General features: G+C 54.7%; 16 protein-coding genes and 2 riboswitches. Of the genes, 6 read left to right on the top strand and 10 right to left on the bottom strand.

Annotated elements, in window-relative coordinates; all coding sequences use genetic code 11:
- Positions 1-6: 6 nt before the first annotated feature.
- Positions 7-174, bottom strand: a complete 168-nt coding sequence (hemP, locus tag ACN06F_RS16030; protein ID WP_084183610.1) for a hemin uptake protein HemP — start codon at positions 172-174, stop codon at positions 7-9.
- A gap of 256 nt (positions 175-430) precedes the next feature.
- Here hemP and ACN06F_RS16025 point away from each other — a divergent pair, with 256 nt between their 5' ends.
- Complete coding sequence (locus ACN06F_RS16025) at positions 431-2,566, top strand: PhoX family protein (protein WP_433924287.1); 2,136 nt, start codon at positions 431-433, stop codon at positions 2,564-2,566.
- Between the two features lie 62 nt (positions 2,567-2,628).
- Here the strand turns inward: ACN06F_RS16025 and ACN06F_RS16020 are convergent, their stop codons facing one another.
- On the bottom strand, positions 2,629-3,279 hold the full coding sequence (locus ACN06F_RS16020; RefSeq protein WP_038478750.1) for a TetR/AcrR family transcriptional regulator: 651 nt from the start codon (positions 3,277-3,279) through the stop codon (positions 2,629-2,631).
- Positions 3,280-3,380: 101 nt separating this feature from the next.
- On the opposite strand from ACN06F_RS16020, the gene ACN06F_RS16015 reads away from it, so the two are divergent.
- Together ACN06F_RS16015 and ACN06F_RS16010 are read left to right on the top strand one after the other, a co-directional pair.
- Entirely contained in the window at positions 3,381-4,541 is a 1,161-nt protein-coding gene (locus tag ACN06F_RS16015) for an efflux RND transporter periplasmic adaptor subunit (protein ID WP_433924286.1), read from the top strand.
- Positions 4,528-7,626, top strand: a complete 3,099-nt coding sequence (locus ACN06F_RS16010) for an efflux RND transporter permease subunit (protein WP_433924285.1) — start codon at positions 4,528-4,530, stop codon at positions 7,624-7,626. The genes ACN06F_RS16015 and ACN06F_RS16010 overlap by 14 nt, the downstream gene beginning before the upstream one ends.
- A gap of 72 nt (positions 7,627-7,698) precedes the next feature.
- On the opposite strand, the gene ACN06F_RS16005 is transcribed toward ACN06F_RS16010, so the two are convergent.
- The 6 genes from ACN06F_RS16005 to ACN06F_RS15980 form a co-directional block, all read right to left on the bottom strand.
- Positions 7,699-8,460: a M15 family metallopeptidase gene (locus ACN06F_RS16005; RefSeq protein ID WP_198349393.1), complete on the bottom strand. Its 762-nt coding sequence runs from the start codon at positions 8,458-8,460 to the stop codon at positions 7,699-7,701.
- Positions 8,461-8,493: 33 nt separating this feature from the next.
- Positions 8,494-9,771 carry a TRAP transporter large permease gene (locus tag ACN06F_RS16000; RefSeq protein WP_038478744.1) on the bottom strand — a complete coding sequence of 426 codons (1,278 nt, stop codon included), beginning with the start codon at positions 9,769-9,771 and terminating at the stop codon, positions 8,494-8,496.
- A complete protein-coding gene (locus ACN06F_RS15995) occupies positions 9,768-10,259 on the bottom strand; it encodes a TRAP transporter small permease (RefSeq protein WP_120386249.1) in 492 nt (163 codons plus the stop codon). Before ACN06F_RS15995 ends, ACN06F_RS16000 begins: the two co-directional genes overlap by 4 nt.
- 157 nt (positions 10,260-10,416) lie before the next feature.
- Positions 10,417-11,463, bottom strand: coding sequence for a TRAP transporter substrate-binding protein DctP (gene dctP, locus ACN06F_RS15990; RefSeq protein ID WP_231657940.1), 1,047 nt, complete (start codon positions 11,461-11,463; stop codon positions 10,417-10,419).
- A gap of 126 nt (positions 11,464-11,589) precedes the next feature.
- Complete coding sequence (locus ACN06F_RS15985; RefSeq protein WP_120386251.1) at positions 11,590-12,516, bottom strand: LysR family transcriptional regulator; 927 nt, start codon at positions 12,514-12,516, stop codon at positions 11,590-11,592.
- A gap of 67 nt (positions 12,517-12,583) precedes the next feature.
- The gene (locus tag ACN06F_RS15980; RefSeq protein WP_433924284.1) at positions 12,584-13,834 is read right to left on the bottom strand and encodes a D-amino acid dehydrogenase; all 1,251 of its coding nucleotides are present in this window, start codon (positions 13,832-13,834) and stop codon (positions 12,584-12,586) included.
- 55 nt (positions 13,835-13,889) lie between these two features.
- Positions 13,890-13,997, bottom strand: a riboswitch (glycine riboswitch).
- 23 nt (positions 13,998-14,020) lie between these two features.
- Positions 14,021-14,111, bottom strand: a riboswitch (glycine riboswitch).
- A gap of 153 nt (positions 14,112-14,264) precedes the next feature.
- Here ACN06F_RS15980 and ACN06F_RS15975 point away from each other — a divergent pair.
- Positions 14,265-14,558 (top strand): hypothetical protein, encoded by a 294-nt coding sequence (locus ACN06F_RS15975; protein ID WP_038478731.1) that lies wholly within the window; start codon positions 14,265-14,267, stop codon positions 14,556-14,558.
- Here ACN06F_RS15975 and ACN06F_RS15970 read toward each other — a convergent pair.
- Positions 14,533-15,447, bottom strand: a complete 915-nt coding sequence (locus ACN06F_RS15970) for a DMT family transporter (RefSeq protein ID WP_038478728.1) — start codon at positions 15,445-15,447, stop codon at positions 14,533-14,535. The two genes, ACN06F_RS15975 and ACN06F_RS15970, sit on opposite strands and share 26 nt — an antisense overlap.
- 169 nt (positions 15,448-15,616) lie before the next feature.
- On the opposite strand from ACN06F_RS15970, the gene ACN06F_RS15965 reads away from it, so the two are divergent.
- A complete protein-coding gene (locus tag ACN06F_RS15965) occupies positions 15,617-16,144 on the top strand; it encodes an HPP family protein (RefSeq protein ID WP_009722933.1) in 528 nt (175 codons plus the stop codon).
- Here ACN06F_RS15965 and ACN06F_RS15960 read toward each other — a convergent pair.
- Entirely contained in the window at positions 16,135-16,719 is a 585-nt protein-coding gene (locus tag ACN06F_RS15960) for a gamma-glutamylcyclotransferase (RefSeq protein ID WP_038478724.1), read from the bottom strand. The genes ACN06F_RS15965 and ACN06F_RS15960 overlap by 10 nt on opposite strands.
- A gap of 94 nt (positions 16,720-16,813) precedes the next feature.
- Here ACN06F_RS15960 and ACN06F_RS15955 point away from each other — a divergent pair, with 94 nt between their 5' ends.
- Positions 16,814-17,680 (top strand): sirohydrochlorin chelatase, encoded by an 867-nt coding sequence (locus tag ACN06F_RS15955; RefSeq protein WP_433924283.1) that lies wholly within the window; start codon positions 16,814-16,816, stop codon positions 17,678-17,680.
- Positions 17,681-17,686 lie beyond the last annotated feature (6 nt).

The raw sequence follows: 17,686 nt of genomic DNA, 5'->3' as shown, positions 1-17,686 counted from the left end.
AAAGGCTTACGCCGTTAAGATCAGCTTGCCGCTTTTCGTGCGTCGCAGCACATAGCGTCGCTGTTCATGGTGAATAACCAACTGACCGTCTTGATCAAGCAGCGCCTGACTTGTCACTTCGCGAGATGCGCTAGGCGAGCCTTCTGGCGGAACGTCTTTTTTTCTGGGCTGCATGAGAGGTTGTTTCCTGTGGTAATGATAACTATTAGCATTAATTTAGCAGATTTGACTACCTCTCACAACCATCACTCCCAACCTTACCTAACCACCGTGCAGATGCTTAACCAACAGTTTTTAAAGGTGGGGAATCGCTTGCTGATAAACGTTCACCTAACAGTAGAGTGCTCGTCATTACCCTGTCATTTAAATTGATTAGTGTCCTCTTAACATAAAACTAGCGCGTGTTAACCGTGACGAGAGGACTGTTGTTATGAGCAAGGAAATTGAAGATCATCGCCTGTTAAATCAGAGCAGCAACCAGCCGTTTGCGGATGTGTTAGCGCAGCATGTTTCGCGACGAGCGGTAATGCGGGGCGGCTTAGGTTTGGCCGCTGCTTCAATGCTTGGCTTTGGCGGTGCCGCCCAAGCATTGGCTTCAAACGGGGTGCAAAAAACGCCGCTGACGCTGGCGTTTGAGGCGGTTCAAGGATCGCTAACGGATGCTGTCGTAGTGCCTGAAGGCTATGTTGCCCAAGTGCTGGTGCCGTGGGGCACGCCGTTGAACACTGGTGACAGCTGGCAGTCCGACCAGTCAATGACCGCCGAGCGTCAAGCCGCTAGCGTGGGTATGAACCACGATGGAATGGCTAGTTTTGCCCTGGATGCTGACAACGCCTCACGGCGCTTTGTGCTGGTGCTCAACAACGAATATATCGATCAAGCAGCGCTGTGGGCACCTCAAGGTGGCCCGACCAATACGTCAGAAGGCAAGCGACCCGCCGAAGAGTCGCGTACCGAAATCAATGCTCACGGTGTCACCATTGTGGAAGTTGAGAAAGACGCTAACGGACACTGGTCGCATGTGCCTGGCTCCCGCTATAACCGCCGCCTTACCAGCGCGACGGTGATGGAAATGGCTGGCCCAGTGGCGGGCAGTGACTATGTGAAAACGCGCTTCTCACCGGCGGGTACGCAAACCCGTGGCACCAATAACAATTGTGGTAATGGGTTAACGCCCTGGGGCACTTATATCGCTTGCGAAGAGAACTGGCCCAATGTGTTTGTTAATCACGGCCAACTCTTCCAGGACGATGCGCGGATTGGTATTCCTACCGATAAAAGCCGCTATGGTTGGGATACCTCGGCGGGTGATGCCTCTGAAGAAAGCGATGAATTTGCGCGTTTCGACATCACGCCACGGGGTGAGCGCGCCGAAGATGATTACCGCAATGAAGCGCGCACTTTTGGCTACCAAGTTGAAGTCGACCCCTATAGTGATGCTCACGCGGTAAAACGCACGGCACTTGGCCGTTTCCGTCATGAAGGGTGCTGGCTGGGTAAGCTGGAAGCAGGGCAACCCGTGGTGTACTACTCTGGCCACGACTCCCGCAACGAGTACGTCTATAAGTATGTTTCTGACGCTGCCTGGGACCCCGCCGATGCCAATCGCCCAGGCGAAGCGTATGACCGCCTCGCCATTGGTAGTAAGTATCTGGATAACGGCACCCTCTATGTGGCTCGCTTCAACGCTGATGGCAGTGGTGAGTGGTTGCCGCTAACACCTAGCGCGCAAACACGCGATGGCCGTTCGTTGGCAACGGCTTTGGGGTTGGCAGAAAATGATTTAGCTGGGGTGATTATTAACACCTGTGATGCAGCAGATCTAATGGGAGCGACACCGATGGACCGCCCGGAGTGGGCAACCGTGGATCCTTCCTCTGGCGAGGTGTATCTAACGCTGACCAATAATTCGAAGCGTAGCGAAGAAGCTGCAGCGGCCACTTTCACCAATCAAGGCGATGACATTGCTCAGCTAGGGGTAGGCTATGAGACAGCCCCGGCCAACGCCGTTAATCCACGCGCTAATAACGAAGCCGGTCACATAATCCGCTGGCGTGAAAGCCGCCTGCCGAATGCCTTTCGTTGGGAAGTGTTTGTGTTTGGTGCCGCCACTAATGACGAAGGCAATCATTCTGGCCTGACTGAAATGAACCAGTTTGCCAGCCCCGATGGTCTGTGGTTTGACCAGCGTGATGATGGTCAGGGCATTCTCTGGATACAGACCGATAATGGTTACGAAGGCATTACCGAGTACACCAACGACCAGCTATTAGCCGTGGTGCCTAACAGCCTGGACGAGATTCAGGGTACCGGTCCGGTGATTAACAACAGCAACCAGCAGCAACTGAAACGCTTCGCCGTAGGGCCGAACGGTTGTGAAGTGACCGGCATTTTTGCGACGCCGGACAAAACGGCGCTGTTTATTAATATTCAGCACCCCGGCAACTGGCCCGCGGATGGTAGCGCACTGACCCAAGATGCCACCGCTGAGACCAGTGGCCAAGTACGCCCTCGGGCATCTACCGTTGTTATTCAGAAGCGCGATGGTGGGCCAGTGGGCGTTTAAATTAATAAGTAAGCATTGCGAAAGCCCCGTTTATGACGGGGCTTTTTTGCATACGGGGGCGCTCAATGGTTTCCATACGCTGCCAAAAATACATCCACGGCGCTGCTGATCTGACGATGAATTTCTTCATCGCTGGGGAGCTGGCGAACCCCCATACGCACCTCCATAACCAACATGCCTTGCCACATGCTACAGAGTTGGTCGGCGGCTAGTGTGGGTGCGTTAAGTGTTAAATGCCCGGCGCGGGCTAGCCCCTCAAGCTTTTCCTGCAGCCACTTTTTAGTGGCCCAGGGGCCTGCTTCGAAAAAGGCCAGAAGCAGTTCGGGGTACTGATTTCCCTGTGCACTCATGACGCGCTCAACGGCTAACACGTGGGGCTCCAACAAAAAGCGCACGAGGCTTGTGCCGACTTCAATCAGTGACTGACGCACGGCTTCATGAGTGTCGGGAAGCTGTTCTAGACCATGACGAATGAGGGCGGTTTCACGCTGAATGACGTTGCCAAATAGCGCTTCTTTGGTTGCAAAATGGCCGTACACAGTCACTTTGGAAACACCCGCTTCACGGGCAACGGCTTCCATGGTCACCCCTTCGAGCCCAAAGCGAAAAAATAGGCAGGCCGCCGCGTCTAGCATCGCGTTGTGCTTAGCCATATCTTTGGGGCGACCGGCGCTGCGTTTTTTGTCAGGCGGTAAAGGTTGCGAGTCCGTCATTCCGTAAAATCCGTGCCTATCGAATAAATAAATATTGAACGCTGCCGTACACATATTATAGTGAACCGTATCGTTCAAGAATAAACCATTTCGAGGCCATTATGGACACGTCCTTCAATACTTCCTGGCGCCACCGGAGTCGTGGCACGTTGGCGGCCTTAATTATGATGAGTGTCACGGTAGTTACGGTGGTTGCGCTTACTAGCCAGCACAGTCGTGCCCAGTTGGCCAACCAGCAAGAAACTGATAACGCTTTGTTGCAAGTGGTTACGCAGTCTCTTGCCCACTCCGAACAGCTGGAGCGGGACGTGCGCTTAACGGGGCGAGTGGTTGCACGTCAGTCAGTGTCGCTTGCCTTTGAACCCGCTGGCCGTGTTAGCGAGGTGTTGGCTGATAGGGGGAGTGCGGTTGAGCAGGGCGATGTGCTATCGACACTGGATACCCGTCGTCTTGAAAGCCGTTTGGCAGAAGTGGCCGCACGCAGTGAGGAAGCCCGCGCCGGTCTGGCTTTTGCTCAGCGCCAAGAAGAGCGTGAAGCGCAGCTTAATCAAAGTAATTTTGCCAGCCGTACGACGTTGGACCAAGCACGCACGGATCGGCTCACGCTTCAAGCTCGCCTTGCGGCACTGGCGGCTGAACGAGACAGCCTTACTGCTGATCTTGAGGACAGCACGTTAAAAGCGCCCTTCGCTGGACGCGTTATTGAACGTCATGTCAGCGTTGGTAGTTTAGTGACGAGCGGAACCGCCGCGTTTGAGCTTATCGATGTTGAGCAACTTGAAGCGCATCTAGGATTGCCTGCTCGGTTAGCGTCGACGTTTACACCAGGCGAGACGGTCACACTCAACGTTAATCACCACGCTATTGGCGGTAAGGTGCGTGCTCGGCTACCCCATATTGACAGCGACAGTCGCACGCAGACGCTGGTTGTCTCGCTTGACGCCTCAAACAGCGCGGTGCCTGGTGACCTCGTTGAACTTAGCTACGCAGTGGTAGAGCCTGCCAGTGGCTATTGGGTGCCGCTAGATGCCTTACGTGCTGCCGAGCGAGGATTGTGGAACGTACTGGTGGCAGTGCCGCTGGAAGAGGGGCATTTTCGTGTGGCACGGGCGAGCGTGGAATTACTGCACACTGAAGGCGATCAAGCCTTTGTGCGCGGAACCCTTGAGCCAGGAATAAGGATAATTACTAGCGGCATTCACCGCATCACCCCTGGGCTGCAGGTCACCCTCAGCGAGGATATGGCTTATGCAGCGCATTGAGTGGTTATTTAATCGCCGTTTAGTGGCACTAACCTTGGGGTTGCTGGTTGTGGCTGGGCTATCGGCTATTCAAACGCTTCCTCGGGCAGAAGACCCTCATCTGATTGCGCGTATGGCTACCGTGCTTGCGCCGTTTCCTGGTGCTACGCCTGAGCAGGTTGAAGCGCTGGTAGCGCGGCCTATTGAAAACGAGTTGCGCACTATTTCAGAAATCCAAGTGCTTGAATCTACGTCGCGCCAGGGCATCGCTGTTATCAGTCTTGAATTAGAAGACGCGGTTATTGATGTCACCCCTGTGTGGAGCCGAGTACGAGATAAATTAGGCGATATCGCGCCAACCTTGCCAGCCGGTGTGCAAACACCAGAGCTGCTGGATGACCGCGGTTACGCCTTTAGCATGGTGGCTGCCCTGCGCTGGACACTAGATTCTTCGCCCAACCCACAGTTGATGGAGCGCTACGCCGAACGCCTAGAAGACCAGTTTAGGCGTGTTGCAGGCACGGAGTACACCCATCTGTTTGGTGTCGCAGGGGAGCAGGTCGAGGTCATGGTCGACCCCTTAGAGCTAAATGCGTTGGGGCTTTCCGTAGGCCAATTGGCCGCCGCCATTGAAGCAAGTGATGGCCGCCGCACGGCAGGCGAAGTGGTCACTCGAGGCCATCGGCTAACAGTCGGGCTGAGCGGTGAATTTGATACGTTGGACAGGTTGCGCGATGTCGACGTGGCTATCCGGCAAGGTCAAACGGTTAGGCTAGGTGAGATTGCCGAGCTGCGCCGCGGCGTGCAGAACCCGCCCGCCGCCATGGCGCTGCTTAACGGCGAACGAGCCGTGTTTGTGGGTGCCCGTATGGCTCCCGGCCAGCGTATTGATGTTTGGGTTGAACGGGCTCAGCAACAACTCATGGCGTTTGCTGACGAGCTGCCCGTGGGCCTTGATGTTGAAGTGATGTTTGAACAAGCAAGTTACACCAATCAGCGCTTAAGCGATGTCGCTAGCAGCTTGCTGATAGGGTTAGTGCTGGTAGTGGCTATTCTGTTTTTAAGCATGGGCTGGCGCTCGGCGATCACCGTGGGACTAGCGATTCCCGCCACGGCGCTGCTCACGTTGGCGTTTTTCAAGCCGCTGGGTATTGATATCCACCAAATGAGCATTACCGGCATTATTGTGGCACTGGGGTTAATGGTGGATAACGCCATTGTCATGACCAACGCCCTTCGTGAGCGCTTCTTGCAAGGGGACTCAGTGATTGCCGCGACCCGAGATGCCTTGCGCCATTTAGCCGTGCCGTTACTCGCCAGCACCCTGACGACCATTCTAGCGTTTATGCCAATTGTGCTAATGCCAGGGCCCGCCGGAGAGTTCGTAGGACCGCTAGCCATGGCCGTTATTGTAGCGCTGGTGAGTTCTTACTTGGTATCGCTGCTGTTAGTGCCAGCGCTCTCTCCGATGCTGCTGGCCAGCGTGGCGAGGAAACCGTCAGGCTCACAAGATAACGTGGTCAAGCGTGGTTTTCGGCGTGCCGTACGTAGCTCGCTGCGTCATCCGGTGGCTGCCATGATCATTACCTTATGCGTGCCTGTGAGTGGCATCGCGCTAATGCCAACGTTAGACGTCGCGTTTTTTCCACCGGCAGACCGTGACCAATTCCACATTGAAGTACGCTTGCCACCGGCTAGCAGCATCGCCAATACCGCTGCGTTGGCCGATGAAGCCGTAACCCTTATCCGAGAGCTGCCGGGCATCAAGCGGGTGTCGGCATTTATCGGCGAAAGTGCCCCCATGATGTACTACAACGTATTGACCAATGAGGATAACAACCCGGCGTTTTTACACTTGATTGTCGATGCCGAGTCGTTAGCGGTGACTAATCAGCGGGTGCCAATGCTGCAGCAGGTGCTTGATCAGCACTTTCCGCAGGCCCAAAGCGTGGTGCGTAAGTATGAGCAGGGGCCTCCGTTTAAAGCACCGATTGAGCTACGGGTCTATGGCGATGACTTGGACATACTGTCATCGCTGGGGCTTGAACTCGCGAATCTAATGCATCAGTTGCCGCAGGTGACCCATGTGCGCGCAGGTATGCAGCGCGACCTGCCCAGGCTAACGCTGGATATCGACCAAACGGCGCTTCACGATGCAGGTTTAACGCCACAACGCCTAGCGGAACAGGTTGGTGCTGCACTGTCGGGCCAGTCTGCAGGCATGCTGCTGGAAGATACTCAGCAGCTCCCTGTTCGGGTACGGTATGTGGGTGAGTGGCGCACCGACGCTGAACAACTTGCCGCGCTGCGCTTAGTCAGCGATAGCGTCGCAGAGGGGTTGCCGCTAGCGGCAGTGGCGGAGGTATCGCTAACGCCAGCTTGGAGCGTGATTACTCGCCGTAATGCTGAACGGGTGCAGCTAGTACAAGGCTACTTGGTGGCCGATGCGCTGCCGGCAGTTTCCATGGCACAGCTAGAGGACGCGTTGCAGAACGCGCTCAATGCAGGAGAAATTCACCTCCCTTCTGGCTATCGCATTGAAACCGGTGGTGAGGCCGCCGAACGCAACGAAGCCGTGGGTAACCTGCTGGCCTCGGTGATACTGTTGGTGATTGCCATGGTGGCAACGGTCGTGCTGGCGTTTAATTCCTTTCGCCGCGCTGCCATTGTGTTTATTGCCGGTGCCCAGGCGATGGGCATGGGCATTGTAGCGCTGCTGCTCAGTGGTCATGCATTCGGTTTTGTCATTATTGTCGGCATTATGGGGCTGGTGGGTGTGGCGATTAATGCCACTATTATCATCATTGCTGCGTTTGACGACGATGAAGCGGCACGCCAAGGCGATATCGATGCCATGTTAGCGGTCATTAGCGGCCCCACCAGTCGGCATATTATCTCAACGACGATCACAACTTTCGCAGGATTAATTCCATTGATGATGGCGGCAGGCGGATTGTGGCCACCTTTCGCGCAAACCGTCGGATTTGGGCTGCTTTTGGCAACGCTGGTGTCGTTTTTCTTTACCCCAGCGCTTTATCGGCTTTGGGTAGCAAGAGCAAGCTCGTCTATCGGTAGCAAGCATGCGGTAGCGGGAAACGCAATCTGAGCATCCTTGCTAAGGTGGTGTGAGTTCTAGGCGACGATGCCCTTTACCTGGAGTGGCATCGTGCCTAGTCAACTACAGCTGTCGGCGCCAGCGATTCTCAATGGTGTCCAACTCTGTCGGGCCGTAATGCGCCTGCTGATGTGACCCGTAGTAGGCCCATAATTGATCGCCGTAATCGAAGTGCCACCACTCGCTAGGCAGGTTAGTGAAGCCTTGCTGTTGCATGGTGTGATACAGCAGGCGGCGATGATCGCGGGCGTTAACTTGCTGCGGCGTTAGCGTTTCCAGGCGCTCGAAATAGTCGCTATGAGAGGCAGGTATCGCTTCATCAAACAGCGTCCCCATATCCAGCGGCAGGCCATCGGCATCACATAGCGTGACATCGACGGCGCCGCCGGTGAGATGTGGACTGGGTTCTAATGGGTCGCGGCTGGGGACTGAGACAAACTCCCGTGTGCGCTCTAGTAGCTCCGCTTCACTGAGGTCGGGCTGATGATGTTGGATAGCTTCGTGCAGGGTATCAAATAAGTACTGCTGCACCCGCCATGGACGCCAGCCGTCGAGTACGATTAAGCCGATCCCCTCGGGGAGGCTGCGTGCTGCGGCGAGTAGCGCCCGATAAACGCTTTCCCGAACGAAACACTCCGGTACCGCGCCGGGAATGCCCAGCCGAGCATAGGCGGGGAATACGCTAACCGGTGCGGGGGCGAGGCTCATTGGCACCAAGCGCTCACCGTTATCTTCAATAGATGTTCGGCGCAGCTGTTCCCAGTTTGGAGCTAGGTGGCTGGGTAGAGGCGGCAAGGCCTTCAATAGTGTGTTCAAAGGCATCATGTTATCCAAGTAAAGGATTATTCAAGAAGAGCACTATCCAAACTGTGTAGGAAGCCAAAGCGTTAGTGGCGGAAACAGGATGAGTAGAATAAGCACCGCAATCGCCGTCAGTACAAAGGGCCAAATGGTTCTGAACAGCGACACTATCTCAAGCCGACTGACCGCGGCGGCGACAAACACGCAGGCACCCAGCGGCGGAGTGATTAACGCGATGGTAATGTTAAGCGTGATGATGACGCCCAGGTGAATAGGGTCGATACCCGCCATCATAGCCACTGGCGCAAAGATCGGCGTCAGTAGCATCAACGCTGACACTTCTTCCATAAACATGCCCGTTATAAAGGTAATGGCACTCAGTAACAGTAGAATCACTACTGCGTTGTCTATGTAAGGAGATAACAGCGAGACAAATTGCGCGGGCACTTGCGCATAGGATAGTAGCCAGCTAATCGTCGCTGAGGCGGCCATAATCAGAAAAATCGCCGAGGTTAAGCGTGCCGTATCGACGATAGCTTTCCAGCACTCTTTAAAACGCAATCCTCCCAACACGACCCCGCACAACGCGACATATAGCGCTGTTAATGCGCCTGACTCGGTCGGCGTAACGAAGCCAAGCACGATGCCAGCAACAATAATAAAAGGAGCAATAAGTGCAGGCAGAGCGGCTACGAAGGCTACGCCAAGTTGGCTGAGCGAGGGCAACTGGCCACTTTTGGGTAACCGATGGCGCCAGGCATACCAAGCGTTCATGCCCATAAAGGCAACCCCCAGCAGTAGCCCTGGCACAACGCCCGCCAGAAATAGATCGCCGACTGAGGTGTTGGTCAATGAGGCGTAGAGGATCATAAAGATACTGGGTGGAATAATCGGGCCGATCAACGAGCTACCTGCGGTCAACCCTGCGGCAAAGGCTCGTGAGTAGCCCTCTTTCTCCATAGCAGGCACTAACAGCGACCCAAGTGCCGAGGTGTCCGCCACCGCTGAGCCATTAACACCCGCGAAGAATACGCTCGACACCACATTGACGTGACCCATGCCGCCCCGCAAATGCCCTACCATCAGGCGGGCGAGCCCCATCAAGCGTTCAGTTAAGCCGCTGACGTTCATCAGGTTGCCAGCGAAGATAAATAACGGAATCGCCATCAAGGAGAATACATTGATACCACCAAAGAATTGTTGGGGCAGCATGCGTGGAATCATTGAGGGGTCGACAAACAAAAAGCCGACTATTGCGGTGGTAAGCAGGGCGATAAACAGAGGAAGCCCAAGCAAGACATGGCCCAGGAAAACAACCAGCATAGTGACAATCATAGGTCGTCCTCGATGGTCTTGAGTGGCGCAGGGCCATAGAGAAGCACATGCCAAGCTAGTAGCAAAAAGCCAATAGGTAGCGAGAGCAGTGGCACCGTGCGGCTAATGCCGAGCCCAGAGGTGGTAAACATGCTGACCGATAGCGCATAGCGATAGCTAACCCATGCACCCCCCGCTGCAATTAGCAAGGTGAGTAGCCATTGGTACACGTTGAGCAAGCGAGCAAAGGGGGCGGGCAGCCGCTTCTCTAACAGGCCAACGCGCATATGTCCTCCTTCAGACCAGACAGCGCCCGCCGCGAGCATCACGGTGGCGATGATCAAGAAACGTGAAAGCTCATCTGTCCAGATAGGCGCGCCACCAGCTATGTAGCGTGCAAACACCCCAAACAGAATGGCCGCAACATTGAGCGATAACAGTGCGCCCGCTAGGGTTAAGGTAACAGGGCGGCTGATCGCTAAAAGACGCGATCGAAGCGTATTAAACATGGCAGCCTTCCATGAAGCACAGAAACGTTAAGCACTTGAACATTAAGTACTTGGGTCTTAAGTACTTGGGTCTTAAGTACTTGGGTCTTAAGTACTGGAGTATTAAGTACTGGAAATAGGGGGCCAGCATGATGCCAGCCCCTGTTGTTAACAGCCGTTAGTCGAGCAGTTCACTCATGCCTGCATCTTCCAACGCCATATCGATCCAGCGCTGCTCGATATCACGCTCACCGAGCCACTCAAGGTAGGCAGGCTGGCCAATTTCACGGAAAGCGGCTAGCTCTTCTTCAGAGGGGCGAATTACTTCCATGCCTTGCTCTTCCAAATAGGCGATACGCGCCTCTACTTGCTCCTCATTGTGCTCACGGGCATTGTGATTAGCTTCGGAGACGGCTTCCATAAAGGCGCTGCGAAGCTCATCATCCCAACCCGCGATCATGTCACTGTTGCCTACCAGGAACTGGTCGGAGTACTGGATATTGGCAAGGGTCAGGTAGTCCTGCACTTCGTAAAGGCTGCCCAAGATGATATACATCGGCGGGTTCATTTGGCCGTTTGCCACCCCGGTGCGCAGTGCCATATAGGTCTCTGTCCAGGGGATGGGAGTGCCGGAGGCGCCGAAGGCTTCATAGAGAGCGACCTGGCTAGGATCCATAGCGCGGAAGCGGAGTCCTTCGAAGTCGTCAGGGTGACTGATCGGCCTTTCGTTATTGGTGAACGCCAAAAAGCCGCCCTCTTCCACAACGGCTAGCATATCGATACCGGCACGCTCCTGCAGAGCGTTGCTGACTTCCTGCCAATACTCCCCCTCATCGAAGAAAGTGTGGGCTGCAGAAAAATCGTCGAACAGAAACGGAATAGCGCTAACGAAGATTTCATCAACCAGCGGAGAAACACCCGCAAATGACGCCACATTGAGCATGGGCGTATTCATGGTTTGTTCCATGCGCTCCTCTTCTTCGCCGAGCATGCTATTCGGATAGAGCTCAAGCTGGATCTCACCGTCAGTTTTTTCGTCTACCAACGCTTTAAGATTCTCTGCAAAGACGTGGACAGCATTCTTTTCGGGGTCTGGGGCACCGTTGTAACTTAGATTAATCGTAGTCGCTGCAAGCGCGTTCCCTGCCATCAAAGCAGAGCCTACTAGGCACGCGGAAATAAGCTGTTTAGGCGCAAAGTAGTAGGGCAGTTTTGCTGGGTACATAGTCAGTCTCCTGGTTTATTGTCGTGAGCTACGGGGCGCTATGGGCGCGTTATTAGATTTATAAGGAGTGCCTACTAGAAGACTATGTATTGAGGTGTTGACTATGCAATACCTAAACTGTGGCTTTTATTGCAACAGTCGTGGTGCATCGGCGGAGAAAAAGCGCATGCCTTTGTGTAAGTGATTGATGCAAGTGATTGAGGCGACTGGGAGTTCCTGTCCTTTTAGGCTAACAATTTGTGCCCGCGTACCGTTCATCACCGGGTACTGCATGGGGAGTGTGAAGATCTCACCGCGCTCAATCTCATCCGCTACGGTGAGTTCGGGCATAAACGTAACGCCGATGCCTGAGCGGACGAAGTTCTTTAACACCGAAACAGAGTTTGTATGCAGGCGTGCTTCAAGATGAATACGCTCCTGGTGAGCCACCATATTAACCATTTGCCGCATACCAAAAGGATTGTCCATTAACGCCAGAGGCCACTCCTTTAAGTCATGCAGCGTTACTGGGCGGTTAAGATCACTTAGTGGGTGATTGGGGGGGACAATGACATCGAGCGGCTGGCGCGTTTCCACGTGGCAGAAAAGTTGCGGGTCTACCGGCGGTGCATAGAGTAGCGCTATATCCACCTCGCGATCGTGGAGTAACGACATCGCTTCATTGACACCCGCCATGCGGATTTCAACTTTGATACCGTCAAACGCTGACATAAAAGTGCCTAACGGTGCGGCGATCAGGTCAGCAATAAACCCTTCTCCCACGGCAATGCGAACTTCCCCTTTCGCTAGACTTTGAAGTGCCATTAGTTGGGAGAGCACCGCTTCTTCTGAAGCCCGCTGGGCATGAAAATGGTGCACCAGTAGCTGGCCCGCTGCAGTGGCACGCATCCCTCTTCCGTGCCGCTCGCATAGCTGGGTATCCAGCTCTTCTTCTAGTGCTTTTAGTTGGCGGCTAACGGCAGAAGCATCGACATTCAGGTGGGCGGCGGCGCGCCTGAGCGAGCCGCGCCGAATCACTTCATTGAGGTAGGTTAATGCACGCTGGTTAAGCATAAAACACGCCTATGTTGGGGTGTTCTATATCTTACCGGAAGCCTGCCCAGACTTGTCATGGTTGGAACTAGCTAAGCGGTTGGGGGGCTGTCTCGCGGAGGATATTTTTCTCTTCCACCGCGTCCGCCAGCATTTCGGCGGTAATGGCTGACAGTGTCCAGCCTAGGTGGCCGTGGCCGGTGTTATAGAAAACAGTGGGTAAACGGCCAGGCCCAACTTTGGGCAGCATATTAGGTAGCATTGGGCGCAGGCCAGCCCAGGGCACTACGCGTTGGGTGCTCACGCCAGGAAAGCACTCTTCTACCCAGCGAATCAGCGGTTGAATGCGGTCGTTGCGTATATCGCGATTCGCGCCGTTAAATTCAGCGGTGCCAGCCACGCGGAAGCGGTCGTGCCCCAAACGGCTGGTCACCAATTTGGTTTCATCATCTAGCAGGCTGACGGTTGGCGCGGCTTGCTGAGAGGCCTCGCCATCTAGCTGTACGGTGATGGAGTAGCCTTTTACGGGATAGATATTAACGCGATCGCCTAATTTGGCGGCAATGGCGCGGCTACCGGTCCCCGCACAAACTACTACGCTGTCAAAGCGTTGGCTCATGCTGTTGTTATCTACCGTGGCGCTTACCCAAACCCCATTCTCGTCAGCGCCAATATCGTCAATGTGGTGGCCATAGTTAAGCTGCACCCCACGTTTGGCGGCTGCTTGGGCTAGGCCGTTGGTGTATTTATGGATATCGCCAGTGGCGTCGCTTTCGGTATAGAAACCGCCATAGTAACTACCTGCCAGGGTTGGCTCGATGGCGCGCATTTCATCCGGCGTGACCGATCTGCGTTCAAGGCCGCCTTTCGCTAGCAACTGCGACACACGTGCTGCGTGGTCAAAGCCAGCTTTGTCGCGGTAGATATGCAAAATGCCCTGCTGTTTGAGGTCGAAATCAATCTGCTCGTCTTTCGCCCACTGGAATAAGTGTTCCCGGGCAGCAATCGCTAACCGAGTGGTTTCTGTGGTGTTGTCGGCATACCGGGGGATGGCGGCGATGAACTCTGCAAACCAACTGAGTTTGTGCCAACTAGGGCGAGGGTTGACCAGGAGCGGCGCGTCGTTTTTTAGCATCCAGCGCAGGCCTTTAAGCACCGTCGGCCAGTGGTTCCACACTTCAGCATTCGAGGCCGACAGCTGCCCGCCGTTGGCAAAAGATGTTTCCATCGCCGCATAGCGGTGTTTTTCAAAAACAGTCACATCAAAGCCGCGCTTTGCCAGGGCATAAGCACTTGTAATACCGGTGATCCCACCGCCAATAATAGCAATGCGTTGCATGTGTCTCTCCAGATTGTATGAGCGTCAAGCGATACCCCTAGCAACATTGGCTAGGCGTACCCCTTCCGTCATGGAACCTGAGAGATTCACGCATCTATTGAAGCGCTTGCTCCTTCGGTGGGCTGAGTGACGCAGTCATCAACCGCTCTTCGGAAAGTGTTAGTAATTACTGTTCTAGTAAATACCGTAACAATAGCGGTCCGGTGGCCTGAGAGTTTCCGGGGTCGTTGCTCCTTCGGCGCTGGTGGCTAGCACCAGTCTCTCCCGCTATTGCGTTCACAACGTTGTAACGCGTCAGTCGAAAAAGTGAAATAGGGTAAACGTCTTAAGGGGGCGTAAAAGGGAAGGAAGCGCTGCTTTATCGGCATGCTTTGCAATAGCGTGGTTTTAACTGACAATATCGAAAACTTTTTAGCGATGGACGAGACGCATGCAGGCAAACGGATTTTTTGATGGTGTAGGCGAAGCGATTGGCGATGCTATTCGCGTGGTGGTGGAGTTTTTATTGGGCTTCTTCACTAACTTTTTCGGCGCGTTTGATGACTTCATTGATGGCCTTACCCGCTCCCTGGGTATCAATGCGTCGTTCTTTAGCATTCTGGTGTTGGTAATTGGCTTGTGGCTGTTATGGCGCGGCTTTCGAGCGCTGCTGCGAGGCTCCCTGCTAGGAGCCATCGTGCGTATTGTGCTGGCGCTGTTTATCCTGTCGTGGCTAATGATGTAGGCCTGCGTCCCCCCATCCCTGCTTGCATGATGCCGCTGGCTAATACCAGTGCGCATCCGGCAAGCTGCAGTGGCAAAAGCGTTTCACCGAATAAGCTCCAGCCAAAGATCACCACTGCCACCGGCTCGCAGTAAGCCAGGGTTCCATACAGGGCGGTGGGCAGTCGGTTAATCGCCATCACGGCACACAGTAACGCTAAAAAACCGGGTAAGAAGCCGGCTACTAACAGCCAAGGCCATTGCCAAGCCGCGGCGGTTAGCCCTTCGGGCTGCCAAAGAGCAAACGGTAATATGACCAGCGCACCTACTAGCAGCTGCCAAAACGCGCAGACCCTACTGTCTAAATGACTTGGCAAACGACGGTTAATGAGCATAAAGCCGCTATAGGCAAACATGGCGGCTAAGGCATAGCCCATCCCAATAATGTCTTGGTGATCATCAAGGTTCAAACGAAACTCTTGCATCATCGCGAACCCAAACAGCGCCAAACCAATCAATCCAATTTGTTCAGTGGTAAGGCGTTCACCATAGAGGGAGTGAGCTGCCACGGCGGCGATAATTGGTGCTAGGTAGATCATCAAAATAGCGTTGGCCATCTGGGTGTAGTTCATGGCCTGAACGTAAAAGAGGATAAATGACGCCAGAAGTACGCCGCTGATGACTACCTGCCGTCCAGGCAGTGCGTTGAGTGCGGCGTGGCGTTTTGTCAGCACTAAATACGCCAGCAGAAACGTCGCCCCAAGGCCTAAACGATAAAACGTAATGCTTTCGGCATTTAGCCCGGTAATACGCGAAATAACGCCGATGGTTGCCATACCGACAGCTGCCACCACGGCAAGCAATAAACTAGAAGGGGTGACGTTTAACGGGGTACTGCTGGCGTTAGACATTAGCTGCTTTGTCATCCTGGAAGTGTGTTTGAGAATGTGTTTGAAAGTGGGTTTAAGGACGTTTTTTAACGCGTTCTTGAAAGTGCTTCATCAGCGTATGACGGATTGTCATTTGCTTATCTGGTGCATTTTGCCATCATCTGCACTCTTTTTGTGCAGAGAGAGTGCAATGAAAGCCTATCTTGGCAAGATGCGAGGAGAACCAACGCCGCGGCCCCGCGTCGGCTGGAAAGATGCCTGCTGGTCGTGGCTGGGCGCTTTTACTGGCATGGCCGTTATATGCTGGCTAAGCTCTGCTTGGCTCTCGCAGCAGTTATTAATCGTGGGCTCCTTTGGGGCAACGTCGGTATTGATTTATGCAGCGCCTGAAAGCCCGTTCGCCCAGCCAAGCCATGTACTGTTTGGCAGTGTTTTGTCGGCGCTGGTGGGGGTGGGGTGCTACCAACTGCTGGGCGCGACGCCTATCTCGATGGCACTAGCGGTGTCGCTTTCCATACTGGTGATGCAACTGACACACACCGTACATCCACCGGGGGCTGCCGCTGCGCTGATCGCGGTAGCCGGTGGGGCGAGTGTCCACAAGTTAGGTTGGTGGTATCCGCTGATCCCCATTGGTGCCGGGTGCGTGGTAATGCTGGTAGTGGCCATTTTGGTGAATAATTTAGCGCGCCACCGCCGTTATCCACGTTATTGGTAGCGGTGTAGCTGCTCCTCAATGGCGAAAACGTGCGCATCGTCTGTGCCTAATTCGCGTAACGCCTGGGCTAAGTTCAGTAAGTAAGCTTTATTCGAGCCGCTCGGGCCATGGGAATGGGCAATTTGGTGTGCAATATCATCCAACGATGCCTCGCCCAGAAAGGCTGGGTTATCTTCAGTAGCTAAGTAAATTAGTCCTTCCGTTGTTGCCTTTGCCGCCTGCACATTGCCACGCTGCGCTAGAAAAGTGAGCGGCACTTTTTCACGCAGGTAGCCGTTCTTTTCACGTACATCTAGTGGTGCCAGCACGTCGGGTGTAATGCGGTATGCCATGCCGTGACATACCTCCCCTTGGGCGCGAATCAGCGTAGCGACGCGCCCTGGTGCGTCCGGCGTGCCACGGTGGTCGTGGGAGCCTTGCCAAAAACGCCGCGCCCAGCCGGTAATGTAGGCGGGCTGGCGTTCCAAGTAGGCGAAGTCGGCCTTCCAGATCAGCGAGCCATAACCAAAAAGCCAGATATCGGTATGGCCATCGAAGAAGTTTCTTTGCTGGTTCAGGGCGGTAGTATCAAACATCGCTATCAAGCATCATGAGTACGGTACATCGGTTAAAGCGCTCATCTTATCATGCCTTTAGTGATTACTTACTTGACCATCTCCGGAGACCGACATGCGCGCTATTTTTCTCGTCGATAACGGCTCATTACGGCCTCAGGCAACCCATAACCTGCGCCGCGTAGCGTTTGCGCTTAGCCAGCAGTTAGGAGAAACCGTACAGGCGGCTTCCTTGCTGCACTCTAATAAAATTCCTCCCGAAGAGGTCGACGGCATCCCCGCGATGACTCTGGGCCCGGCTGCTGAGCGCAGTGCCGAGAATGGGGCGACAGAGATCATTGTGCTGCCGTTCTTCTTTGGCCCAAGCAAAGCACTGACGGGCTACTTGCCAGAGCGCATGGCAGCACTGCAGACGCGTTTTCCTCAGGTGAGCGTTCGTGTGGCCCAGCCGCTGGTGGATGAGCGGGGCAATAATGACCTGCGCTTAGTCAAGCTGCTGGCCGACAACGTGCGCGATAAGCGCCAAGCGGGGACTACGCCGCATGTAGCGCTGGTCGATCACGGTAGCCCGATTCCTGAAGTGACCGCCGTGCGCAACCGCTTGGCGGGACAGCTTAGTGTACTGCTTGGTGATGACGTGGCTTGTGTGGCGGCTGCCTCGATGGAACGCCGTGAAGGTGACGAATATCGCTTTAACGAGCCGCTGTTGGAGCATTTATTGGATACGCCGGAGTTCCAAGCAGGCCCGGTCATCTTAGCGATGCTGTTTCTCTCGCCTGGGCGTCATGCGGGGGAAGGTGGTGATATCGCCGAGATTTGTGCCGCCGCTGAACAGCGCCACCCAGGTTTGAGTGTGACAACCACAGGGCTGGTTGGCGAACACCCTGACATCGTCGCGATACTGCACGCACGGCTGCGCCAAGCACTTGATGGTGAACGCTTTCTACTCGAACTTCCGGCTACGCTAGACAATGCGCACTAGGTGGGA

The organism is Vreelandella sp. 21 (assembly GCF_050995515.1).
GTDB classification, from domain to species: domain Bacteria; phylum Pseudomonadota; class Gammaproteobacteria; order Pseudomonadales; family Halomonadaceae; genus Vreelandella; species Vreelandella alkaliphila.
Note: the sequence above shows the minus strand (reverse complement) of the source record. Positions and strands in the feature narration are given on the sequence as shown.